The organism is Flavobacterium ardleyense, from assembly GCF_042686085.1.
GTDB lineage: Bacteria > Bacteroidota > Bacteroidia > Flavobacteriales > Flavobacteriaceae > Flavobacterium > Flavobacterium ardleyense.
In genome coordinates this window covers 344-26,101 of the sequence record NZ_JBHUOL010000003.1, presented here as the reverse complement: position 1 = coordinate 26,101, position 25,758 = coordinate 344, and the positions used below count along the sequence as shown (strand labels likewise).

Annotated in this window: 18 protein-coding genes; 2 read left to right on the top strand and 16 right to left on the bottom strand. The window is 31.7% G+C overall.

Going from position 1 to position 25,758, the window contains the following annotated elements:
- Window positions 1-46: 46 nt before the first annotated feature.
- From ACFSX9_RS00660 to ACFSX9_RS00645, 4 genes are read right to left on the bottom strand one after another with little or no spacing between them, the layout of a single operon-like run.
- Window positions 47-2,428 (bottom strand): GumC family protein, encoded by a 2,382-nt coding sequence (locus ACFSX9_RS00660; RefSeq protein ID WP_379803121.1) that lies wholly within the window; start codon window positions 2,426-2,428, stop codon window positions 47-49.
- Between the two features lie 4 nt (window positions 2,429-2,432).
- Window positions 2,433-3,197: a polysaccharide biosynthesis/export family protein gene (locus tag ACFSX9_RS00655; protein ID WP_379803119.1), complete on the bottom strand. Its 765-nt coding sequence runs from the start codon at window positions 3,195-3,197 to the stop codon at window positions 2,433-2,435.
- A 46-nt stretch (window positions 3,198-3,243) separates the two neighbouring features.
- Window positions 3,244-5,193 carry a polysaccharide biosynthesis protein gene (locus ACFSX9_RS00650; RefSeq protein WP_379803116.1) on the bottom strand — a complete coding sequence of 650 codons (1,950 nt, stop codon included), beginning with the start codon at window positions 5,191-5,193 and terminating at the stop codon, window positions 3,244-3,246.
- A 39-nt stretch (window positions 5,194-5,232) separates the two neighbouring features.
- Window positions 5,233-6,363, bottom strand: a complete 1,131-nt coding sequence (locus tag ACFSX9_RS00645) for a DegT/DnrJ/EryC1/StrS family aminotransferase (protein WP_379803113.1) — start codon at window positions 6,361-6,363, stop codon at window positions 5,233-5,235.
- Window positions 6,364-6,960: 597 nt separating this feature from the next.
- On the opposite strand from ACFSX9_RS00645, the gene ACFSX9_RS00640 reads away from it, so the two are divergent.
- Entirely contained in the window at window positions 6,961-7,506 is a 546-nt protein-coding gene (locus ACFSX9_RS00640; RefSeq protein WP_379803110.1) for a DUF3575 domain-containing protein, read from the top strand.
- A gap of 1,157 nt (window positions 7,507-8,663) precedes the next feature.
- On the opposite strand, the gene ACFSX9_RS00635 is transcribed toward ACFSX9_RS00640, so the two are convergent.
- The 12 genes from ACFSX9_RS00635 to ACFSX9_RS00580 all read right to left on the bottom strand — a co-directional run bounded on the left by ACFSX9_RS00635 (window position 8,664) and on the right by ACFSX9_RS00580 (window position 24,892).
- Window positions 8,664-8,969, bottom strand: a complete 306-nt coding sequence (locus tag ACFSX9_RS00635) for a helix-turn-helix domain-containing protein (protein ID WP_379803107.1) — start codon at window positions 8,967-8,969, stop codon at window positions 8,664-8,666.
- Complete coding sequence (locus tag ACFSX9_RS00630; protein ID WP_379803105.1) at window positions 8,953-9,300, bottom strand: type II toxin-antitoxin system RelE/ParE family toxin; 348 nt, start codon at window positions 9,298-9,300, stop codon at window positions 8,953-8,955. The genes ACFSX9_RS00635 and ACFSX9_RS00630 overlap by 17 nt, the downstream gene beginning before the upstream one ends.
- 2,992 nt (window positions 9,301-12,292) lie before the next feature.
- Window positions 12,293-12,598, bottom strand: a complete 306-nt coding sequence (locus tag ACFSX9_RS00625; protein ID WP_379803102.1) for a helix-turn-helix domain-containing protein — start codon at window positions 12,596-12,598, stop codon at window positions 12,293-12,295.
- The gene (locus ACFSX9_RS00620) at window positions 12,582-12,929 is read right to left on the bottom strand and encodes a type II toxin-antitoxin system RelE/ParE family toxin (protein WP_379803099.1); all 348 of its coding nucleotides are present in this window, start codon (window positions 12,927-12,929) and stop codon (window positions 12,582-12,584) included. The genes ACFSX9_RS00625 and ACFSX9_RS00620 overlap by 17 nt, the downstream gene beginning before the upstream one ends.
- Before the next feature lie 1,895 nt (window positions 12,930-14,824).
- Window positions 14,825-18,199 carry a T9SS type B sorting domain-containing protein gene (locus ACFSX9_RS00615; RefSeq protein ID WP_379803097.1) on the bottom strand — a complete coding sequence of 1,125 codons (3,375 nt, stop codon included), beginning with the start codon at window positions 18,197-18,199 and terminating at the stop codon, window positions 14,825-14,827.
- Window positions 18,200-18,420: 221 nt separating this feature from the next.
- Entirely contained in the window at window positions 18,421-18,903 is a 483-nt protein-coding gene (locus ACFSX9_RS00610; protein ID WP_379803095.1) for a tetratricopeptide repeat protein, read from the bottom strand.
- Between the two features lie 251 nt (window positions 18,904-19,154).
- Complete coding sequence (locus tag ACFSX9_RS00605) at window positions 19,155-19,961, bottom strand: hypothetical protein (protein ID WP_379803093.1); 807 nt, start codon at window positions 19,959-19,961, stop codon at window positions 19,155-19,157.
- Window positions 19,962-20,126: 165 nt separating this feature from the next.
- Window positions 20,127-21,617 (bottom strand): hypothetical protein, encoded by a 1,491-nt coding sequence (locus ACFSX9_RS00600; RefSeq protein ID WP_379803090.1) that lies wholly within the window; start codon window positions 21,615-21,617, stop codon window positions 20,127-20,129.
- Window positions 21,618-21,776: 159 nt separating this feature from the next.
- Window positions 21,777-22,001, bottom strand: a complete 225-nt coding sequence (locus ACFSX9_RS00595) for a hypothetical protein (RefSeq protein ID WP_379803087.1) — start codon at window positions 21,999-22,001, stop codon at window positions 21,777-21,779.
- Window positions 21,998-22,264: a hypothetical protein gene (locus tag ACFSX9_RS00590; protein ID WP_379803084.1), complete on the bottom strand. Its 267-nt coding sequence runs from the start codon at window positions 22,262-22,264 to the stop codon at window positions 21,998-22,000. The genes ACFSX9_RS00595 and ACFSX9_RS00590 overlap by 4 nt, the downstream gene beginning before the upstream one ends.
- 483 nt (window positions 22,265-22,747) lie before the next feature.
- Window positions 22,748-24,118 (bottom strand): tetratricopeptide repeat protein, encoded by a 1,371-nt coding sequence (locus tag ACFSX9_RS00585; protein WP_379803082.1) that lies wholly within the window; start codon window positions 24,116-24,118, stop codon window positions 22,748-22,750.
- 249 nt (window positions 24,119-24,367) lie between these two features.
- Window positions 24,368-24,892 carry a hypothetical protein gene (locus ACFSX9_RS00580; protein ID WP_379803080.1) on the bottom strand — a complete coding sequence of 175 codons (525 nt, stop codon included), beginning with the start codon at window positions 24,890-24,892 and terminating at the stop codon, window positions 24,368-24,370.
- A 257-nt stretch (window positions 24,893-25,149) separates the two neighbouring features.
- Between ACFSX9_RS00580 and ACFSX9_RS00575 the strand changes: the two genes are divergently transcribed.
- On the top strand, window positions 25,150-25,758 hold a 609-nt coding region (locus tag ACFSX9_RS00575; RefSeq protein ID WP_379803078.1), incomplete at its 3' end, for a transposase.

Genomic DNA, 25,758 nt, shown 5'->3' with positions numbered 1-25,758 from the left:
CTGCTTAGAAATACTAAGCAGCACTTACTAATAATTATGTATAAATTTATATACTATTTGGTTTAAACCATTTTTTCATGCGGTTTAATATAGAGTCTTTTTCAACTTCAACACCATAGCCATAGCCATAACCGTATCCGTATCCTTTTTTGATGTCCGTGTCGTTAACTAATATGGACATATTTGGCAATTTCTTGTCTATATGAAGTTGTTGAGGTAGGGCTAAAACTCTTTTTTCCAAATAGTATGCTCTAGTAACATAAACAAATGCATCGGCGTATTTGGCAATTAATAAAGTGTCTGTTACTAAACTAACTGGCGCGGTATCAACAATTACGTAATCAAAATCTTTTTTAACAGCTTCAAAAAGTTCGCTTACCCTTTTGCCCATCAATAACTCCGCAGGATTTGGAGGGATAATACCGCCTGGTAATACATAAAAATTCTCATAACCCTCCATTTTTTTTACGTAATCTGTATAGGGTTTGTTGGATTTATCCGCTAAGAAATTTGTTACTCCTTTTTCTGGAACATCTAGATATTCATCGATTTTCGGGTTACGAATATCCATACCAATCAGTAAAATCTTCTTCTCAGATAAAGCAATAGTCGCTGCCAAATTGACTGAAATAAAAGTTTTTCCTTCTTTTGGAAATGTGGAAGTTAAGAAAATCATTCTGGCGCGATCTTCGGGAACTTCGTTTAAGATAAAGTTTAAGTTAGTGCTAACTATACGTAATGCTTCAGCGGTATTTGTTCTGCTGTTGGAGGCTACAAGTCTTTCTTCTCCATCTAAGGCATGAGGTACATCACCTATAATTGGAATAGTAGTAGCTCTTTCAATATCAAGTCTGGATTTTACTTTGGTGTCTAAAATTGTTATCAAGTAAATTATTCCTGCTGGAATCAATAATCCTAGTAAAAGAGCTGCAATGTAGATAATACTTTTTTTAGGAGAAACAGGAATGTTGTTTGCCAAGGCTGCATCAATTACTTTAGCGTTAGGTTCTGTAACTGCCAAACTAATTTCAGTTTCTTCTCTTTTTTGTAATAGATAAGAATAGATCGCGTCTTTAATAGCTTGTTTTCTAAATATTTCCTTGAATAATTTTTCTTGTGTAGGTACTTTTGCCAGTTTACCTCCTAATAAATCTTGTTGGCGGTTTAAATCTCTTTTTACTATATTTAGATTAGCTAGTGACTGCGTTAAATTAGCATCTATGTTTCGTTTTAATGCCTTAATTTTTTGATCTAGTTGAATTACAATTGTGTTTTTTGGGCCTGCACTTGATGCTTGCTTTTCTTTTTGTAGGACTAATAGATTATACTGTTCAATTATCGGAGAAGCGCTATTTTCAGAAGCTAAAAGAGTTGCAGGTAAGAGATCGTCTGTACTTGCGGTTTTATTATAAGCCTTTAGTGTCTCTACGATATTAATTTCAGTTTCAGTTTCAATTGCCTTTTTTTCAAAAGCAGTGGCATTTTCTCTAAAAATTTTACCTTCTGTCTCTACGTCAACTAGTTTGTTTTCTTTTTTAAAAGTTTCTACTTCTTCTTCCACATCGTCTAACTCTTTAGCTATTAAGTTAAGTCGACCTTCAATAAAACGAGAAGTATTTTTGGCAACGAATTCCTTGTCCTTAATTGCTTCCAAGTTGTAGCTTTCGATCAAAGTATTTAGAATGTCTTCAGCTTTTTCAGGAAGGGCATCAGTTAAAGAAAGCTCAATTATACTAGTGTTTTTGCCAATATTAGAAATATTTAATCTTGTTTTATAATCGTTTGTTATTATTTGCAAAGGGCGCAATTCAAAATTTAATTCATAATTTGATGTAAAATTAGAAGCAGTACCTTTCGATACAACTAATGAGCCGTTCTCCTTTAAGTTAATTTTCTCGCCATAAGAGTATGTTCCTAGCTTATTTGATTCATTATCAAATATTGAGAATTTTTCGAAGTTTATTCCTTCTATTGAGTACGAAATTTCTTTTTCTTTACGCGTAGGCAGTTTTAACCATTCAATAATTATTGGTGTGTTTTTATAAATTTCGAAAGACTTAACTTTACCTGCGGTAAAATATACCACTTCTAAATGTAGTTTTTTTAATGTTTTTTCCATTAAAGTTCTAGAGCGAAGTACCTCTACTTCGTTCTCAACATTGTCTTTTACGCCGGACATCTGCGTTATTTCAGAAAAAGCAGCCAGTTCTGATGACATGCCTCCACGGCGATCATCTTTTACTTGAATACTCATCGCAGCATTATAGGTAGGTGATGCATATCTTAGGTAAAGAAAAGCTAAGGTCAAGGTCAAAATAATAGACAATACAAAAGCTTTCCAATTTAGCAGGTAGGGTAATAGTAGCTCTCTAAGGTTGAAGTTTTCTGTATTATCTTGTGCGAAAGAAGTGGGGTTTTGAGTGTTCATTTTTTTATCTAGTCGTTAGGGCTATAATAGTTATCAATAAAGAAATAGCTGAAATACCTATTGAAATATTTGGTCCAACAGCAGAACTGTTAATTTTAGTCTTATTTGGTTCAACGTATAGAACATCGTTTTGTGCTAAGTAATAGTAAGGAGATGAAATTAAATTGATATCAGTCAAATCTAACCTTTGAGTAATTGTTTGACCGTCGCGTTCTCTTATTAATAAAATATTGTCTCTTTTTCCAAAAATAGAAAGATCCCCAGCGCTACCAATTGCTTCTAACACAGATATACGCTCGCTTTTTACTTGTATAGTTCCTGGTTTGTTAACCTCTCCAAGTACTGTAATTTTAAAATTCATTACTTTTAAAATTACATTAGCATCAGCAATGTGATCTATTAACAAATCGCGTATTTTTTGCTGCGCTTCTATACGTGTCAATCCTTTTAAGTCAATAGTTCCAAGAACAGGAAATTCGATTGTTCCTTCTTTGGTAATTAAGTAGTTTAATCTAGTTTGCTGACCTATCCCTAAATCTGAATCATTCTGAATATTAAGCACTTGTAGGTTGTAGGGTAGTGCAACTTCTGGGTTTACAGAAGTTACAGAGATCATTAGCACATCATCAGCTTGTAATTTTATTTCGTAGTCAGAAGTCTTAATAGGTAACGAATTACCGTTTAAGTAAACATAGTCTAATTTTGAAGCGCAACTGTTTAAGAAAAGCACTGCTAACATCATAAATGTAAAAAGGGATATTTTTTTCAAAGTTATTTTTTTTGCAAATATACTATTCTCTGTAAGAGTTGACAAGTTATTTATCTAAATGCTCAAAAATGGAGTTTAAACTTATATATTCAGGGACAATTTCTTTCATACGCTGTACCAGTTTTAAATCACCTTCTTGTAGCTGTGCTAAATCATTAATCGCGTTTAATACCTGATCATAATCTTCTTCTTTCTCCTGTGCTATCATGATTTTTTCGTGATGTGTGGGCAGCGTTTTTGAACTATCGGTCAGCAGTTCTTCGTAGAGCTTCTCTCCAGGTCTCAAACCAATTATTTTTATTTCAATTGAAGGACCAGAATCATTTTTAGCCAGTAGAATCATTTTCTTAGCCAAATCAATAATTTTAACTGGTTTTCCCATGTCGAAAATGTAAATTTCTCCTCCGTTACCCATGCCGCCTGCTTCAAGGACCAATTGGCAGGCCTCTGGAATTGTCATAAAATAGCGAATGATGTCTGGATGAGTGATTGTCAGTGGGCCGCCCGCTTCAATTTGTTTCTTAAAAAGAGGAACTACAGAGCCATTGGATCCTAAAACATTTCCAAATCGAGTTGTTATGAATTTAGTAAAGCCTTGGTTTTCTTTGCTATGTTTGTAATGTAAAGATTGTACGTATTTCTCTGCAATACGTTTGCTTGCGCCCATTACATTGCTAGGATTAACGGCTTTATCTGTGGAGACCATCACGAATTTTTTTGCTTTATATTGCAAGGCTAAATCAGCTATATTTTTGGTTCCTAGTACGTTGGTTTGAATTGCTTGTGAAGGGTTGTCCTCCATTAGTGGGACATGTTTATAAGCTGCTGCATGAAACACTATGTCGGGGAAATGCGTTTTAAAAACGTTTTCCACAACTAATTTGTTTCTAATGTCTGCAATAATAGTAAATACTTTTGTTGATTTTTTACTGTTTTTGATTTCTAAAGAAATATCGCATAAAGGTGTTTCTGCTTGGTCAAGTAAAATAAGTTTTTTTGGATTAAAGCCCATAACTTGTCTAACGATTTCACTACCAATTGAACCAGCTGCACCAGTAATAAGTACTGTTTTAGCAGAAAGTTCAGAGGACACTAGTTTGTTATCTAATACAATGGGTTTTCGCTCTAATAAATCATTGATTTCAAAACTCTTAATTTGTTTGGATAATTCCTTTTGATTTTCCCAATTGGTTACAACGGGTAGTGTAAACACCTTTATGTTGTTTTGCAAACATTCTTCTACTAAAGCTATTTTTTCTTCTTTAAGAAGTGTTTTTTCTGCAATAATAACTGCTTTAATTTTATATCCTCTTAATACAACTGCTGTTCTTTTCGATGCACCTATAATAGGCAGGCCTAAAATTCTTTTTGCGGTATTAGATTGCGATTTGTCCATAAAAGCAACAATTCTAAAGCGCGATGGATTTTCTGATTTTATGGCATTAGCTACAGCTATCGCATTGGCGTCTGAGCCATATATGATTGTCGGGATAGTGTCCTTTGTTACTATTGAAGTTTGAAAACTTTCGTATGCAAATTTTATTATTACTCTAAAAAAAAATAAAAACGCAAAGGAGAATAAGTAACTGATTATTAAACTAGGGAATAAATATATTTTCTTATCAAAAATAAAATAGCTTGAATAATTGATTGCAATTAAGACTAAGAGTGATGAGGTTGTTGAGAATAGTAATTTTATTGCATCGATAGAACTACTGTGTCTTATAATCCCTGAGTAGGTTTTGAAGTAAATGAAAAAACAGGTATTAACAAGAATGATTAAACTGTAGCGCTCAACTAGACCCAAAAAATTGTAAAATGTAGTTTCTAAATAAGTTAATAAAATATAGGTAATTGCATTAGCTAAAATTACAATAAAAATATCAATAAAGAAAATTATCCATCTTGGTAAATAATTTAAATTAAGAACTAAGTCCTTTAAAAAGGAGTAAGATTTAGAGTAATTATGACTAGCTTTACTTGTTTTTGAGCTCATGAAATTGATTTTTAAATTGTTTTTTAAGCTTTTATAGTTTTAATTAAAAAAAGAATCTAAAACTAACTTGATTCTTTGTAAATCAGGTTTTGATAAATTTGATCCTGAGGGTAAACATAAACCTTTCTCAAATAATCCCTCTGAAATATTATTGCCATAATAAGGATACTGCGCAAAAACAGGTTGCAAGTGAACTGGTTTCCACAGTGGTCTTGATTCGATATTTTCCTTTTCTAAGGTTAAGCGTAACGCTTCACGTTGTTCAAAAGAATTTAAAATTATTGCGCTCAGCCAGTGATTAGAAAAGTAGTCAGTACTGGGTTCTTGGAAAACTATAATTTCTTTATGATCTTTAAAATACTCTACATAAAAAGTGTTTACAGCTCTTCTTTGTGAAACTCGTAAATTAATTACTTCCATTTGGCCACGACCTATTCCTGCACATATGTTACTCATTCTATAGTTATATCCAATTTCAGAATGTTGATAGTGGGGAGCATCATCTCTTGATTGGGTCGCCCAGTAAATAGCCTTTTCTTTATGCTTTAGCGTCTTACATACCAAAGCTCCGCCACCAGAAGTAGTAATGATTTTGTTGCCATTAAAAGATAAGGCACCTACTTGACCAAACGTCCCGCAGTTTTGTCCTTTGTAGGTGCTGCCTAATGCTTCAGCACTATCTTCTAAAACAGGAATTTTGTATTTTTCTGAAATAGCCATTATTTCTGCTACTTTGAATGGCATACCATATAAATGTACTGCGATGATTGCTTTTGGTCTTTTTCCTTTTGCTATGCGGTCAATGATAGCTTGTTCTAAAGTAACAGGGCATAAATTCCAGGTGTCTTTTTCACTATCTATTAAAATAGGAAATGCTCCTATATATAGGATGGGATTTGCTGAACCCGAAAATGTCATACTCTGACAAATAACTTCGTCACCTGCCTTAACGCCTAATAGAAGTAACCCTAAATGAAGTGCGGCCGTTCCAGAACTCAAAATAGCCACGTGATTACCTTGTTTTAAAAACTTTTCTATGTCCTTTTCTAAGCCGTCCACATTTGGACCTAGTGGGGCAATCCAATTAGCATCAAATGCATCTTGTACATATTTAGTCTCATTTCCGCTCATGTGAGGAGAAGAAAGCCATATTTTCGGAAGTAGTTGCATTTATTTAACGTAGAATTGATTTGACAAAAATACTTAATAAAATCTTAACTTAATAAAATCGATGTGCCAAATGCTGACAAATTTGATAAAAATTAGCACTATATGTAGCTTATAGCAGATTGTGAAGAAGTTGCGTCTTTTTTCATACGTTGTTAAGTTAAAATTGAATGTGTGATGTTTAAGGAAAAGCAATTCTTTAAAATTTCTTCTGTTGCATCTATTAAATATTTTTGATATTTAAATCGGTTTTGTATTTGATTTTTGAAAAGTAAATAGTTTTGCTAAAAGATTTCGTACATCATAATATTTTTGTTAAACATCACATATCGTTTTTATCTATTTTCTTAATCTTATCTTGTTTAAGTGTGATTTTCATTTATTGATTTTATGTTGTTGTTCTTTTATATTGATATAAAAATAAGCCCGCTGCTAATAACTTCTCCAAGAGAAATTTAATGTGTTTGTTACAATTTAAAATAAATATTTATAATTATTTTTTCTTTACATTTTGATTTTAAGGTCTCAATTATTAAATTTTTATCGCATTAGTACCGGTTGTCTAATGTAATTTGTTATTTTTGTGAAAATTAAAAATCGATGAAAAGTATTCTAGTAGCGGTGGTGGTTTTGTTAAGTTCTTTTATATATAGTCAAGATCGTATTAATGTTAATGCGACTACTTTAGTTGGATTTCCTTCTATCGGTTATGAAAAAATGGTGGCGCCTAATTTTAGTTTTCACATTGATGCTACAGGTTCTATTTTTAATTCCTTCAATGACATGCCTCTGAAATTTTTGATGATAACTCCAGAAATGCGTTGGTATTCTAAAAAAGAGAATACTGGGTTATATGTGGGAGGGCATATAGGAGGTGTTGTTTTTAATCTTCAAAAATACGGATACGAAAACAGTGATAAATATCAAAAAGGTCTCGGCTATCAGTTAGGTGTGAGTGTGGGGTATATTTATCCAGTATCTGATAGAATTGCTATCGAGGCTTTTGTAGGGGGTGGTTCCGTTCAAACTTTTTATAAAGGTTACGTAAAAACAACAGGTATTCGTTATGATGGAGCAAAGGAATATAATAAAAGTGGAGAATGGTTGCCGTATAGAGGTGGTGTAACGATCATTTTTATCTTGTAAAACTTTGGTGATTGACGGTGATGCAGGTTTTTTTGTTTTTTCGGGTGAAGTTATTTGTTTGTATGCTACTGAATTAATTTTTTTAAACATATAAGTCAGATAATTTTTAGATAAGTTGAGTTCAGAAACCTATAATCTTTAAATAAGTTTGGGTGATTAATTGTATAATAATTCTCCTGAGAAGATCAACCTCTTTGTGTCTTACAGGCTTTGTGGCGAATTTTCACGATGCTGAATTCTTTTTTTGTTAAACATATAAGTCAGATAAGTTTTAGATCAGTGGAATTCAGAAACCTATATTCTTTAAATAAGTTTGGGTAATTAATTTGCATAAAATTTCTCGTGAGAAGTTTAATCTCCTTGTGTCTTACAGGCTTTTTGGCGAATTTTCACGATGTTAGATTCATTGTTTTGTTAAACACATAAGTCAGATAAGTTTTAGAAATCCAGTTTGTTATTTTTTACCACAACGTTTACCCTCAATCTTGTCATCCCGACTCAAGGAGGGAACCCGCCCGTACGTCCACAATACACTTCCACAACCCACTTCCACACAGTTTGTCTTCCTGAAAGGATCCCACACAAACCACTTCCAGTATCCACGTAATGTCTTTGTAGGTTTTTGCTCTCCTTCTTCGGAGGGGTTGGGTGAGGCTCTTTCCATAAACTTGTCATCCCTACGCAAGGAGCGAACCCACTCGTAGCTACACAATCCACTTCCACAGTCCACTTCAACTTACAACTTAAAACGGACAACCAACAACCACCTTCCACACAGTTTGTCATCCTGAAAGGATCTCACACAATCTACTTCCGCAATCCACTTCAACCTACAACAGACAACCTACAACAGACAACCAAAAACGCCTACAAATAAATTTTGAACGCCACACTGACTTAAAACTTAAAAACCCTCACTACATGTGCAGCAAATGCAACTAGAACTGCAGAAAGCACACAACTTACTCAAAATGCACTTTTATGACCTACAAACAGTATTTTTAAGCAGTTCATATTTTCTAAAAACAACGCAAAACGTAAAAACCAACCTCGCTTAAATGTCTTTAAAAGAGGTTGATTTTATTGATTTTATCAGGAAATTTGATTTAAAATGATGTTGTGCAACGGTCACCGCTGTTATAGGCGGTTTTAATTATTTATAACTTAATTGATAACTCTAAATGTCCGCCTAAACCAAGTTCAACAATTTTTTGTAATGTTGAGAATCTTGCTTCTTTTACATTATTCTCAATTTTCGAAATATATGATTTTGTTGTTCCAGTTTTTTCTGCAAGTTGTTCTTGCGTCAAACCCTTTTCAATTCTCGCATTATGAATCATTGCACCGATTTTGAAGTTTTCATATCCAGCATCTAAATCTTCACGTTTTTGAGTTCCGATTTTTCCGTAATGTTTTTCCTTGAATTGGTCAAGTGTTTTTGCATTATTATCTTTCGCTTTCATATTCATTTTTTATTTTAATTGCTTTTTCTATTTCTTTTTTCGGAGTCTTCTGTGTTTTCTTTTGAAAACCGTTAGTCAAGATTATTAATTGGCCTTGATCAAAAAAACAAAAGATTCTAAAAATGTCACTTCCTTGTTGAGTTCTAATTTCATAAAGTCCGTCAGTATTTTCAATATGTTTAAGATACGTTTCCGGAACTCTTTCTAATTCTTCGATTAATTGTAAGGTCCAGATAATTTTATCTTTTACTTTATCACGTTGTTTTACAAAGAATTCTTCAAAGTAATCTTTGTAAAAAATAATTGTTCGAATTTTTTGTTTGTTACTCATTGTACAAATATACAAAAGTTGCTCTAAAGTGAAACTATTTTTAATGAAATTTCTTATGTAGTATTTCGTTCCTCAAAAATCGCCTATAACTCATATATACACAAATCTCTAAATTGTAAAAATTCGTAAATACTTGTTTTTTAATTATTTATAATAAATATATTTAAAAAAGTGATACTCGTGCTATTTTTTTAAATATAAATTCTTATCGACTATAATTGAAATTTTTATAGTTATCGAAATTATCTGGTGCTACTTTTTCTTCTTCCAATCATCATTCCAATACTATCCATTTTGGTGCTCTTAGATTTGGCTATAAAGCATAAAAAAAGATGTATTGCTACAGCTATAAATTTTAGGAATTTATTAGTTTACAAAACATGAGAGTAACATACTTTGCGATCGCAGATTTTTAAATGTTTTGTGTATTATACTCTGCTGTTTCTATTAGTAGAATTGATGAATTAAATGTTTCCTATACATTATGAGTCGAAGTCGGGAGACTTCGAAGAGCGGGGTTGGGGGAGGCTTTCCCAATCCACTTCCGCAATCCACTTCCAGAATCTACTTCATATCTTGTTTAGGTTCTTGCTCCCCTCCTTCGGAGGGGTTGGGGGAGGCTTCCACAAACTATCCCGTCTAGTTCACCCTGAAAGGATCTCACGCAAACCACTTCCACAAACTATTCCGGTCTAGTTTGTCATCCTGAAAGGATCTCACACAATCCACTTCCGCAATCCACTTCAACTTACAACCGACAACCTAAAACATTACCAATAAGACACCCTTGACAGGGTGACAAGATTGTGGGTAAGTTTAATGCAAGTGAAATCCACATCCTTTCACACAAACCTTCCGCACACACACACACACACAGTTTTTCATCATGAAAGGATCCCACGCAAACCACTTCCACAATCCACTTCAACCGACAACTTACAACCGACAACTTACAACCGACAACTTACAACCAACAACATTACCAATAAGAGACCCTTGACAGGGTGACAAGATTGTGGGTAAGTGTAATGCAAGTGAAATCCACACCCTTTCACACAAAGCTTCGACACACAGTTTGTCATCCTGAAAATATCCCACGCAAACCACTTCCAGAATCCACGTAATGTCTTTGTAGGTTCTTGCTCCCCTCCTTAGGAGGGGCTGGGGGAGGCTTTCCCAAACCACTTCCGCAATCCACTTCAACTTGCAACTTGCAACCTACAACCAACAACTTACAACATTACCAATAAGAGACACTTGACAGGGTGACAAGATTGTGGGTAAGTTTAGCACAAGTGAAATCCACACCCTTTCACACAAACCTTCGACACACAGTTTGTCATCCTGAAAGGATCCCACACAAACCACTTCCACAAACCACTTCCACAATCCACTTCAACTTTCAACCTACAACTGACAACTGACAAACAACAACTTAAAACATTACCAATAATACACCCTTGACAGGGTGACAAGATTGTGGGTAAGTTTAAAACAAGTGAAATCCACACCCTTTCACACGAACCTTCGACACACAGTTTGTCATCCTGAAAGGATCCCACACAAACCACTTCCACAATCCACTTCAACTTACAACCGACAACTTACAACCAACAACATTACCAATAAGAGACCCTTGACAGGGTGACAAGATTGTGGGTAAGTGTAATGCAAGTGAAATCCACACCCTTTCACACAAACCTTCGACACACAGTTTGTCATCCTGAAAGGATCTCACACAAACCACTTCCACAAACTATTCCCGTGTAGTTTGTCATCCTGCAAGGATCCCACGCAATCCACTTCCAGAACCTACTTCAACCTACAACCTACAACCTACAACATTACCCATAAGAGACCCTTGACAGGGTGACATGATTGTGGGTAAGTTTAGTACAAGTGAAATCCACACCCTTTCACACAAACCTTCGACGCACAGTTTGTCATCCTGAAAGGATCTCACACAATCCACTTCCACACAGTTTGTCATCCTGAAAGGATCCCACGCAAACCATTCCGCAATCCACTTCAACTTACAACCTACAACCTATAACTTACAACATTACCCATAAGAGACCCTTGACAGGGTGACAAGATTGTGGGTATGTTTAGTACAAGTGAAATCCATACCCTTTTACACAAACCTTACACACAGTTTTTCATCCTGAAAGGATCCCACGCAAACCACTTCCACAAACTATTCCCGTCTAGTTTGTCATCCTGAAAGGATCTCACACAGTCCACTTCCGCAATCCACGTAATGTCTTTGTAGGTTCTTGCTCCCCTCCTTCGGAGGGGTTGGGGGAGGCTTTTTCCATAAACTTGTCATCCCGGCATCGGAGGGAACCCACTCGTACGTCCACAATCCACTTCCACACAGTTTGTCATCCTGAAAGGATCCCACGCAAACCACTTCCGCAATCCACTTCAACTTACAACCTATAACTTACAACATTACCCATAAGAGACCCTTGACAGGGTGACAAGATTGTGGGTATGTTTAGTACAAGTGAAATCCATACCCTTTTACACAAACCTTCCACACAGTTTGTCATCCTGAAAGGACCCCACACAAACCACTTCCACAAACTATTCCCGTCTAGTTTGTCATCCTGAAAGGATACCACGCAAACCACTTCCATAATCCACTTCAACTTACAACCTACAACCAAAAATGTCAACAAATAAGTTTTGATGGCGTCCTTGACTTATAACTTAAAGAAATATTTACGATTTGTCGTTAAAAAACCCACACTACATGTGCAACAAATGCAACTAGAACTGCAGAAAGCACGCAACTTACTTAAAATGCATTTTTATGATTTAAAAACAGCCTTTTTAAGCAGTTCATATTTTATAAAAACGACACAAAACGTAAAAACCAACCTCGCTTAAATGTCTTTAAATGTGGTCGGTTTTATTGATTTTATCAGGAAATTTGATTTAATGATGTTGTGCAACGGTCACCACTGTTATAGGCGGTTTTAATTATTTATAACTTAATTGATAACTCTAAATGTCCACCTAAACCAAGTTCAACAATTTTTTGTAATGTCGAGAATCGTGCTTCTTTTACATTATTCTCAATTTTCGAAATATATGATTTTGTTGTTCCAGTTTTTTCTGCAAGTTGTTCTTGCGTCAAACCTTTTTCAATTCTCGCATTATGAATCATTGCACCGATTTTGAAGTTTTCATATCCAGCATCTAAATCGTCACGTTTTTGAGTTCCAATTTTTCCGTAATGATTGTCCTTGAATTGGTCAAGTGTTTTTGCATTATTATTTTTCGCTTTCATATTCATTTTTTATTTTAATTGCCTTTTCTATTTCTTTTTTCGGAGTCTTCTGTGTTTTCTTTTGAAAACCGTTAGTCAAGATTATTAATTGGCCTTGATCAAAAAAACAAAAGATTCTAAAAATGTCACTTCCTTGTTGAGTTCTAATTTCATAAAGTCCGTCAGTATTTTCAATATGTTTAAGATATGTTTCAGGAACTCTTTCTAATTCTTCTATTAATTGCAACGTCCAGATAATTTTATCTTTTACTTTTTCACGTTGTTTTACAAAGAATTCTTCAAAGTAATCTTTGTAAAAAATAATTGTACGAATTTTTTGTTTGTTACTCATTGTACAAATATACAAAAGTTGCTCTAAAGTGAAACTATTTTTAATGAAATTTCTTATGTAGTATTTCGTTCCTCAAAAAACTCCTATAACGTTTTGCGGCTAGCTGAAGCCACAAAGATTCAAGACTAACCATTTCAAATATAACCATTTTTTCGAATTATTAAGAAACTTTCCAAAAATAGACCAAGCGTTTGCGGCTTTAGCTAACCGCTGTTGTAGGTTGTAGCAATTTTAAATCAAGTTGCGTGAATTCGGTACGAATTTATGTAAGTTGAATTAAAATAATTAACACAAAGAACTTCCACAAAACTATTCACGCAAACTTTTTTGACGCAAACTTTTTTAACACAAACTTTTTTAACACAAACTTTTTCAACATAAACTTTTTTCAACACAAACTTTTTTAGTCAAACTATATTTCTTGTTTTAAAAATGATTTGATGAATTAATGTTTTTAGTTTTTTTACTTTAAAAACTTAATTTTTTAATGATTTAATTTTTTGATTAATTTTTTGAATTTTCGCAAAACAATTCACGCAAACTTTTCGACAAAGATTAGTTTTAATTTTTCACATTAAACACAAAATATTCGAAAAATAATTTGTGGCAAAGTTCAAAAATAGAAAAGGTTTTTAAGTGAAATTTCGGTTTATAAATAGGGAAGAAGTTGTTTTCGAAGCGAATTTTCAAGCTATAACCTACAACTCATATATACGCGAACCATTAAATTTTAAAAATCCGTAAACACTTGCTTTTTAATTGTTTATAATAAATATATTTAAAAAAGCGATATTCGTTCTATTTTTTGAAATATAAAATCTTTACGACTATAATTGAAATTTTTATAGTTATCGAAATCTTTTTTTACTACTTGTTCTTCTTCCAATCATCCTTCCACAACCAACTTTCACACAGTTTGTCATCCTCTAAGGATCCCACGCAAACCACTTCCCGAATCCACGTAATGTCTTTGTAGGTTCTTGCTCCCCTCCTCCGGAGGGACTGGGGGAGGTTTCCACAACCACCTTCCACACAGTTTGTCATCCTGAAAGGACCCCACGCAAACCACTTCCACAAACTATTCCCGTCTAGTTTGTCATCCTGAAAGGATCTCACGCAAACCACTTTCACAAACTATTCCCGTCTAGTTTGTCATCCTCTAAGGATCCCACGCAAACCACTTCCAGAATCCACGTAATGTCTTTGTAGGTTCTTGCTCCCCTCCTCCGGAGGGACTGGGGGAGGTTTCCACAACCACCTTCCACACAGTTTGTCATCCTGAAAGGACACCACGCAAACCACTTCCACAAACTATTCCCGTCTAGTTTGTCATCCTGAAAGGATCTCACGTAAACCACTTTCACAAACTATTCCCGTCTAGTTTGTCATCCTCTAAGGATCCCACGCAAACCACTTCCAGAATCCACGTAATGTCTTTGTAGGTTCTTGCTCCCCTCCTTCGGAGGGGTTGGGGGAGGCTTCCGCAATCCACTTCCACACAGTTTGTCATCCTGAAAGGATCCCACGCAATCCACTTCCAAAATCCACTTCAACTTACAACTTACAACCGACAACTTACAACGCCAACAAACACGTCTTGATGGCGTCCTTGACGTATAACTTAAAGAAATATTTATGATTTGTCGTTAAAAAACCCACACTACATGTGCAACAAATGCAACTAGAACTGCAGAAAGCACGCAACTTACTTAAAATGCATTTTTATGACCTAAAAATAGACTTTTTAAGCAGTTCATATTTTATAAAAACGACACAAAACGTAAAAACCAACCGCGCTTAAATGTCTTTAAATGTGGTTGGTTTTATTGATTTTATCAAGAAATTTGATTTTGAATGATGTTGTGCAACGGTCACCGCTGTTGGCAGAAGCCTTCTTATCTTTTCAAGCTAAAATGACCTCTATATTCTTTTCCATTTTCTCTTGTAACCACAAACCAATAGTCACTTGATAGGAGCTCATTACCATTGTATTTACCGTCCCAAGAATTTGTATTATTTAATGTTTTTAAAAGCTTACCATAACGATCAAAAATATTTACTTTTAAGTTTGGTTCATAATAAGAAAATTTAATTGCCCAAGTATCATTATAACCATCACCATTTGGAGTAAAAAATTTAGGATACATTAGCAAGAATATATTATCTTTAGTAATGCCACATCCATTTTTATCACGAACATAAACTGTATGTTCTCCGCTATTTAATCCAGAAAAAATATTACTATCTTGATAATTAATGCCATCTATTGAAAATTCATAATTTCCAAAACCATTTGTGTTTACAACTATTATGTTTTCCGTTTCAGTCCAGTCTTGCGATTCAATACTAGTAATTGTAGCTGCATTCGAAAGAACAACAGTGAAGTTTTTAGTTGTTGAACATATTTTATTTCCATAATTAAAAGATGCTGTAACAGAATAATTCCCAGGTTGTGAAATTGTAATGGATTGGGACGTTGCGCCATTAGACCATAAGTAACTATAGGAATTATTGTTTGCATTTATGATGATACTACTATTTTGACATAGTATCACTTCATTAGGTATTGTTGTGAAAATTGGAGTTTCTAGAAGTGTAAAATTAATTTTGGCAGTGCTGAAACAATTATCAGAAGATACAATAGTTACAAAAACAGGAGTCTGATTATTTATTATTTCAAAATTAGCAACATTTTGAATTTGATTGCTAAGATTTAAATTTTGAGCATCTATAAGAGACGTAAAATAATAGAAATTATAATTAGTGTAGTTGTTTATCAAAAAAGCATTATAGTCTATTAAATTTATTATTTCAACTTCGTTGTTATCAAGATCGCAAATAAATGCATGATAATCTGAAACTGATGGATTTGGTAGGTAATTTGAATTGAAATTAACATTACTGTTCTGCGAAATACAATTATTATTTTTTACTACTACTATATAATTGAGATTACCTGTTAAATTTGAAATAGTATTGCTTGTAGTCCAAGTAAATCCGTTGTCAAAACTATATAAATCTGCTATTGTCGTGATGCTTACACTACCATACGTATTGCAACCAGCATTTGTTATTTGATAACTTGGAGAAATATCAGTGAAATCTTGAAGATTAACATATACTGTATTTGACTCGCAATTTATACCATTTCTTACTTTTAAATAATAATAATTAGAGGAAAGGTTATTAAATAAAGGGTTTAATGACCAAGTAACTCCATTGTCAATACTATATTCTTGCGCTAATGTTAGAATATTTATACTACCATTATTTGTACAACTTGAATTAATTACGGAATAATTAATAACAGTATCTAAAATATAAGTTTGTAAATAAATAACTTCCGCTAATGATACACAATTTTGAGCGTCTTTTACTTTTATGTAGTAATATCCAGGCGATAAATTAGTTCGAATATTGTTGGTTGACCAAGTATTACCGTCATCAAAACTATATTGACTTGCTTGTGTTATTACTGTAATATTACCTAATATTCCGCAGCTAGGTTGTGTAAAAGTGACTTGTGGTTTTTGTAAATTATCAATTCCTAAATAAACAGTTTTAATTTCCGAAATACAATTAAATTCATTTTTTATCATTACATTATAACTTCCAGGACTTAAATTCGAAAAAAAAGGAATTGTAGACCAACTAACTCCACCATTTATACTATATTCTACTGCTTGCGTAGTAACAGTAATTGTTCCACCTACACCACACCCTGAATTTGTAGTAGTAGCAGTTGGTTCTGGAAGTCTGAACGGCAACATAACAACATACTTAGCAACAGTAATACATCCTAACAATGTTTTAATTCTAACTTTATAAGCATAATATGGATTTGACGGTAAATTATTTAAGGTTGGATTTGTAGACCAAGTTGCACCATCATCAAAACTATATTCTAATGCAGGTGTTGTTACAGTAATTGAACCATTTGTCTGACATCCTGGTTGTACTACAATTACTTCCGGTTGCGTAGTAATAGTTTCTAATGGTGGATAAGTCAATATAACATACCTTGCGCTAGATATACATCCATTTTTTTTAATTAAAATCTGTATAGGATTATAGTATGCAGTTAAGTTTCCTTTTGATGGGTTAGTAGACCAAGTTGCCCCATTATCAAAACTATATTCATCAGAAGGAGAAGTGATTGTTACGGTTGTAGTTCCAGGAAAGCATGGTGACTGGTTAATAGTATAATCAGGAAGATCAATAACTGTGTTTACATTATAAAAAGGACTTATTTTACATAAACTTGAATTATAAATTTTAACTTGATAATTTCCAATATTATTCGTATTATTATTTATATTTAATGTACTATTTGTAGCTCCTATAATTGCAACCCCATTTTTATACCATTGAAAAGAATAGCCAGTGCCAATACTTGAATCAATTTCAGCATTTAAAACTAGTGTATTTTCGCATAAAATTCCAGTTGAATTAATTTTAAGTCCTAAATTAGAGGAATTGTTCAAGATTATATTATCAAAATAAAAATACGGAAAACAAGACCTATAATTATATTCATCTACATAAGTAATAGGTAGATTATAGGGAGCACCTAACATTATTGAATTCACATTTATTGAAGGTGTAAAAATAATTGATAATTGATTCCAGTTTTTTGAAGGTAAATATGTTGCATTTCCTAATGGTTGCCATCCTGTTGGAAAATTATTTGTGTTTGGTGGTGCAGAAGTATTGCAGTTTGATTTGCCATATAATGTAATATCAATTCTTCCTGCATTCAAAATACCATCATTGCAAGCTTGTCCAATATTTGGATCGGTAGATAGAATTCTACCAGATGTAGAAGAGGCAATGTCAAAATTTAACTGATATTTAGTGCCAGCTAATAGCGTCGTGTTTGTACAAATCCCTATAAATTCTTTGTAATCTTGTGAAACTAATATTCCAGCAACACCATCTCCATTAGAAGCAGGTAAAGGATAAATTCCTGCATCTGTTGCAGAAGCTGGAATAAAACCACAAGAATTGATATAATCTGTAGTTGCTGAACTTGGTAAAAACCAATTTGTTGCTGCATTAAATTGTGCAAAATCATTTGGACAAAAATTCATTTGTTCAAAATTATGATTGTTAACTAAGCTTGAGGTAGTTGTGTTTTGGCAGACACAATCTGTATCATTCAAATCAATTTTTCCATCACCATCATCATCAATACCATTGTTACAATTTTCTTGTCCAAAAGATAAAATAGTAAATGACACAAAAAAAAGTAAAAGAGCTAATCTCTTCATAAACTAATATTTTTTTTAAGACTTTTATTATAAATTTTAAGTTCAAATAATTTGTCTCGTTTTTTAAGGTTTTTGCCAACGGTTCTCGGCTAGCGAAAGTGGTTTGAATCAATCACTGAACAAAACAAATATAGAACAAAATTGCGAATCATAGAGGTTTTTCCGAAGGAAAAACCAAGCCTTAAACCATTTTTGCTAACCGCTGTTGTGCGTTCGCTTTTTTATTTATTTTCTATTGACGTTAACATTTTAAGACCAGCTTGAGCCAAATTATTTCGAGGAAATTCACTTAAAGTCTTTTTATAATACTCAATTGCTTTTTGTCCATTTCCAATTTGGCTATAACAAAACGCAATATTACATAATGCCATTTCTCTATAATTCATTTTGGAAGAACTTAAAAGTGTTACAAATCTATATTTATCAATCCAATTATATTCTGTAAAAAAATTATAACTATTTTTAAATTTCTCTATTGCATTTTCAAATTTATGTTCATTAGTTAATTTCAATCCTTCACGATGGCTTTTTGGTACAAAATTTCTCAAAGAAATTGATATTAATAAATATGTAATTGCTCCATATAATGGTGGTTCATTTGCATTTAACTTATGAAAAATAAAAGTTAAAAATAACATAACTACTATTTGAGGAATAATTGAAATCCACGATATTTGTCTAATTGTTGGAACTTTTGAAGCCATTTATTTTCTATAAATTTTATAATTTTTCTACTACAAATTTAAATTTTATTAATTTCCTAATTCATTTAAATTGTTCTTAAATTTCACTGTAGCTCGAAAGTGACGCACAACGTTTGGTGTAACAATACTTGCGTGGGTTAAACACCTAAAATACTAAAATTGATCGAGCCTGTGGAAATTCCGCAGGAATTTCCAAGTAGGCGAGAACTAGCAATTATTTTTACGCGGTGTTGGCAACTGGCTTTTTTTATTTAATTACTTTTCAAAAACCTAATATCATTCATATTATAATTTTTTCCTGAAGTTCCAATTTGTTTAAAATAATTATATTTCAATTCATCTGAACAATATTTGTATGTGCTACCAGAAACAGAATATTTAAGCATACTCAATGGTTTTATTGAATCATTATTATAGATAAAGCCTTTTCCATTAAATTCAATTCCTCCAGTTGGGTAATTTACATATTCGTTGTAAACTTTATTTATTAATAATCCTGCAACAATATCTTTTCCGTTTTCTGAATAAAACAAGGTGTCAATAATAGATTGCTTGTATTCAAGTTTTGTTTGTAAATCTATTGCCCAAGTTCGGTCAATCGTGTCATTATAAGTTTTGCCATTAAAATGTCTTAAGGCTAATTCTGATGGTCTTTGGATTATTTTGATTTCTATTAGACTGTCAATAAGTTTTTGAAGTTTTATTTTATCTCGATTATAGGTTTTTTGGTCAACTTTTACAATATAAACAAATTCCTTTGGCGTTGTCGTTTCAGTCATTTTTAGAGAAAACTCTTTTGTCAAATGATTTATTGAAATAACTGCAAGTGGAAAACTTAAAATTAATAGAAACCAAACACTTCTTTTTTTAATATTTTTCTTGAACGAAAATAAAATAAATGCAATTGTTGAAAGAAATAATATTAGTGAAGTAATTGTAAAAGTGTCAATTACGTTTCCTAATCCAGAACCACCTTTGTCATTAATAATGTGAAAGATCGAAATTAAAATTCCAATTGCTAAAATTCCATATAAAATTTTTATTCCGTGTTCTTTCATTTTTTTTGCGTGCTATTTTCAGCTTGTTGCCAACGGTTTCGGCTATGAGTAGTTGCGTGGATTAGTACTTAACTAGGCAAGTACGCACCAAACTTAAAATCCTCGCGAATTATTAGAAGTAGGTGAAAACAAGCAATTACTTATTGCCATTGTTGTGTGTAGTTTTTATTCTGCTTTTATTCTTTTTATCCAAACGCTTCCATTCCCAGATGAATTGTCTCCAGTTATTAAATATTCCTTATTGCTTAATTCATAAACACGATGTGAAGTAAAACGTTCATCATTGAATTCATCTCCATCTTTAAAAGTCCAAATTAAATTTCCATCATTATCAAATTTTGAAAGTGTTGTAATATCATAAACATTTGAATTTGGATAATAAATTTCATGCATTAATGAAAAAACGTAATTATTTTGGTCAACAATTATATCTTTAGCTTGATAAATAAAATTCTCTTGGATTGGAGATTTATGTTCCCAAATAATATTACCAGTATAATCAAATTTCACAACCCATTTTTGGTCTTCGCTAAACCCACTCTCATTACCAAAATACCCATTAACATAAATATGATTTTCATTTAAGAAAATTTGGTCAAATCTATCATCACCTCCATATATTCCATGAAAATCCATTATAGCACTTGTATAAGTTCCATTACTTATGGATAATTTTTCAAATAATCCTTCATAAGTAACTAATCCATCATTAGGTATTTTATCAAAATAGCCTACATTAATTAATGTGTTGTCATCAATATACCTCATGTTTTGAAACCAAGCTGATGATACATTAGATGCAATAACCCTTTGATTAATAACATTTCCTTCGTTATTTATAATCATTTCCTCTGAATCGTGATAAATTCCTCCTGCACCAAATAGAAGTTTAAGTGTATTGTTGGAATAGTCAATTCCTGTAATGTCTGGTTGAGTTATTAATAATTCAGTTTCTTCAGTTTTTATTAGTTCTCCTGATGGAGTAATTAAATTAATAATTATACCATCTCTATCTTGGTTTGATGTAATCACTAAAACATTTCCGTCTGATAAAACTTGAATTTTGTGTCCATCAGATATAAAAAACCATGAAAAGGAAATAAATGATTGAATGTTTTTTCGCCAAATAACATTACCATTTATATCAATTTTAATTAAGTCAATTCCACCTGATGCTTCAACAATTAAATAAATATTGTTTTGAGTATGGTCTATGGAGCTATCTCTCAATCTTAAATAGCCACTGCTACTAATATCGATTGATTGGTTGATTAAAGTTGTAAAAACAATTTCATTTGTACTTACCTTAATTTGGTTACTATATTTTATTTCAGAGTTACTACTATAGTAAATTTTAAAAAAATATTCTTTATTTGGTAACAATCCAAGAACCTTAATGTTACCATTGTTATTTGATAATTGAATTTCAAAATCAAAATTTTCAAAATCAAAATTTTCAGATTGACTACAAATTAAAAACTTATCTTGATTTGTACCCTCAGTTTGATAATTAATATTCACACTATTCGAGCTTATTTCTGATGCAGAAACAATTATCTTTTCATTGATTAAGTTTTCATCATCGGAGGAACATGAAAGAAAAATAAAAACTATGGATAGTATAAAGAAATGATTTTTGAAAATTGATTTGTTCATTATTTAGGTTTTTTGTCAAATTACACACAACGTTTTGTGGCTTGTGAATGTTGTTTTCTTCTGAAAACTATTATTGATTTGTTTATCGTAAAAGTAATTGATTACGGTGATTCCACCAAATAAAACAATATTTACAAACCACTGTTAACCGACGTTATTTTACCTTATTATTTTTTCATTTTTCATGATTTCTAAAGCTTTTTTCGTTTCCTCTTCTCCATCATTTAATGAACCAGGAAGTAAAATTATTCGAGTTTTTATTTTTCCTTTTTCATCTGCAAAAAGAACTTCAAACCTTGAACGTGTAGCACCATATTTTGCATCTATGAATTTTGCATTTTTAATTTTATTTCTTTCAATTATTGGAGTTGCAGAATAGTTCATGCTTTGTTTAACTTTAAACAATAATAACCGGCATAAAAACTGTAAAATAATGCGGTAACAACTTTGTTTTCTTGATATGCTGCAAGAGCAAAATAAAGTAAGAAAATGGCAAAGGCAGAATAAATAATTAGTATTCGTGAAATTCTATTTCCAACAGTAATTTTTGCAACATTTCCAATTATTCCATCTCTAGTTAAAATAATTTTTTCTGGCAAAATATGGCAAAACCCTGTTTTTGTTCTGAATTTTTTTTCGTGTTCCATTTTCTAATTTATTGAAGCATTGCTATTGTCATTGAAATTATGAAATAAAGTAAGATTGACATGCATAAAATTGTCCAGAAAATTCTTGTTGATAATTTGATGTTCGTTTGTTTTATTATTAATATTCCATTTATATGTGAAAGTGCTAATAAAATTATAAAAATTAAAAGCGTAGACGTTTTTCCATAAGTATAAATCCAACTAAATTCGCCATTAAATCTGAAACTATCTGCAAATTTTGATAGTGTAAAATTACAAACAAAAGAAATTAAAATAAGGATTGTATATTTTCTTAATTGTTTCAAAATTTTATCTTTTACGAATTTTTTCCCATAATGACGGCTAACGGTTGGTTGGTTGGCGATGTGGCGGATTAAGAAAGCCTAATCTTTCGGTTAATTACTAATTTTTCAAGTACAAAACCATCTTCAAATTAAGACAAATCCCGCCATAGTGCCAAACGACGGTTAGCGGATTTATTTTTTATTTTGTTAGTTCGATTTTTAACCTGTATTCATTTTGTAATAGTTTTATAATTTTTGTTGGTATTATTAATTTTGAATTTATTATCCCTTTATTTTTATCAAAATCAAGAATAAATTCTGTTTTATCATTTCCTGAACTTTCTGAAAAAGTAAAGTTTAGGTTATTGTTTAATGATTTTATTCCGCTAGAATTAAAGTAGTTTTTAAATTCTTCGTATTTTTCAGAAAGTAAAAAATAACTTAATTTAAGGAAATGTATATTTACAATGTCTGAACTATCTATATCTGATGTTTTTAAACTTAAATCTAAAAATTTTAAAACATTTTCAAATTGTTTATTTTTCAATAAAATATTTGATTTAATATAATATGGATTAAAATTAGACGGATTTAATGCGATTTTTTTGTCGAGGTAGAATTCTGCTTTTTTTGTGTCGTTCAAAAAAAACAACGATGTATACAGCCCATCAAGGACTATTTTTTCATTTTTTATATCACACTCAATTATTTTGTAGCTATTCTTAATAACATTCTCATATAATTTGTTTTTAAATTCATATTCAATAGCTTTTAAAGAATAATCCAAATTACAATTTACCAAACTCATAATTATCTTGTTATCTTCATAAGCTTTATCTTTTTGATCTAGTAATTCATATAGCATAGATCTGCTTGCAATATGCTCGGCTTTATATTCCAATTCTATTATTTGATTTTCTATTTCTAATGCCTTATTATAATCTTTGTTATTATGGTAACAACTTGCTAAATATGTAAATAGGCGAACATTATTTTTGTTGTTTTTTAAACCAATAGATATTTCTTTAATCGCTTCATAACTATTTTTAAAAGTATATAAAATTCTAGTCAAATCTATTATTGCATCGATATCATTTGGTTTTAATAAGACGTATTTTTTATAATACAATGATGCATTTTCATAATCCTCTTCATTCATTAATCTTTGACCTAGATTAATTATCATTTCATCATTTTGATATTTTTTGTCATCGATGTAGTATTTAAGAATTTTTGTGGCTTTTTCTTTTTCATCAAGACAGTCATATAATGCTGTAAAGAAAACCATAATTTCATCGTCAACTTTTTCATTATTAATTTCATAAACTTTATTCAAAACTTTCATTGCGTCATTACATTTTGAAGCATTGAATAAAATATTTATTTTATGAATTAAATAGGATCTATTAAGACTATCAGTTATTAACGCATTATTAATTGTTGTTAATGCTACATCATATTTTTTTTCAACAAATAATTTTTTTGACTCGTCAAAATATTTTTTTGAATTGATTTGTCCTATTGCTATTGATGTAAAAGACAGTAAAAAAACTATAATTATTTTTTTCATTATTATATTATCGTCCGTTTTTTTTAATATATCCGCTAACGGTCTTGTATATGGCTCGTAGCGTGCAAATTAGAAAATTATTTTCGGATTAAGCACAAGCCAGATTTTTAAATTATACTATTTTACTTTTTTATTGAAAATCGTCAAATTTAAAAATTTGGCGGACTGGCAAATATACCTTAACTTCGATTGAGCAACTAATTAGCTATGAGCTATATACGTTGTTGTGCAACGTTTTTAATCTCCACTCTAATCGGGATATCCTATTTGTCCCCAAAAATATCCGCTATCTTTATTAATAATATAAATAACAAATTGATGTTCTGTTTGAACAGTTTTTAAATACGTATTTCCATTTTTGGTGATAGGTTCAACTTTTCCATTTATATATGTCGACACGCTTTCAATTAGCTGGTCATCTTCAGAGCCATATAATTTATAAAGTTCATTTTCTATTTTATCCGAATATTGATGCATTTCGTTTGCCGCAATGAATTCAGATGCAGATTTCTGGTCAAATTTTAAGCGAATCCATATTAGTCCTTCGAGGTCATCTTCGCAATCTAATATTTCTACAGTATTCGGAAATTTTATTCCGCTTGAATTTTCAAAGAAATCAAATTCGCAACTCGATTTGGTTTTTACATTTATACAAGAAATTAAAGAGGTCGCAAAAATGAATACAAAAATAAAGTTCCACAACATTTTAGTGTAAGTGGAAAGTTCATTTTCATTTTGCTTATCAAGTTCTATAGTATGTTTCTTTATATTCAATTTTGATGTGATTCTCGGTTTTTTTAAATGTTGCACAACGTCAGTCTGTGAAATAACTAACGTTTTATTCTTTCAAAAATAGTCAAATTATTTTAATAAGAGGATTAAAAGTGGTATATTTAATGATGCAACACATCACAGGAATACCGCGTAATCAAATGTGTTTTTCTAGTTTAGAAGACACTATTTCATCAGAAAATCCTATTCGATTTATAGATGCTTTTGTAGGAGCTTTATCTTGAGATGTGTTGGGTTTTTTGGTTCAAACGGTAAGATCTCAAGCTCGTCCTAGTTTTGATACTAAAATCTTCCTTAAATTGTATCTTTATGGGTATCTCAATGGACTTCGCAGTTCTAGAAAACTACAAAAAGAATGCGTTAGAAATATTGAGCTTCAATGGCTTTTATGCGCCATAGTTCCTAATTACCATAGTATTTCTGATTTCAGAAAAGACAATCCATCAGGACTTAAAAAACTATTCAAACTCTTTGTTACTTTTTTAAAAGAAGCCGATTTGATTGGTGGCGACATCATTGCTATTGATGGTACTAAAAGCCGAGCACACAACAGCAAAAAAGCTAATTTCAATCAAAAGAAAATCGAGAAGCACTTGGCTTACATTGAAGAAAGAACCCAAGAATACTTAGATGAAATAGCTAAAAATGACCAAAACGAAAACGCCATTGTAGTTACTAAAATCCAAGAAAAAATAGCGCGTTTAAAAAAGAATAAAATCCGTTACGAACTTCTAGAAGAAAAGCTCCAAGCTAGTGGCGAACCACAAATAAGTACTACCGATGAAGATTCTCGAGCACTTTTAGTTCAAGGAGCAGTAGTGGAGATAAGTTATAATATTCAAGCAGCA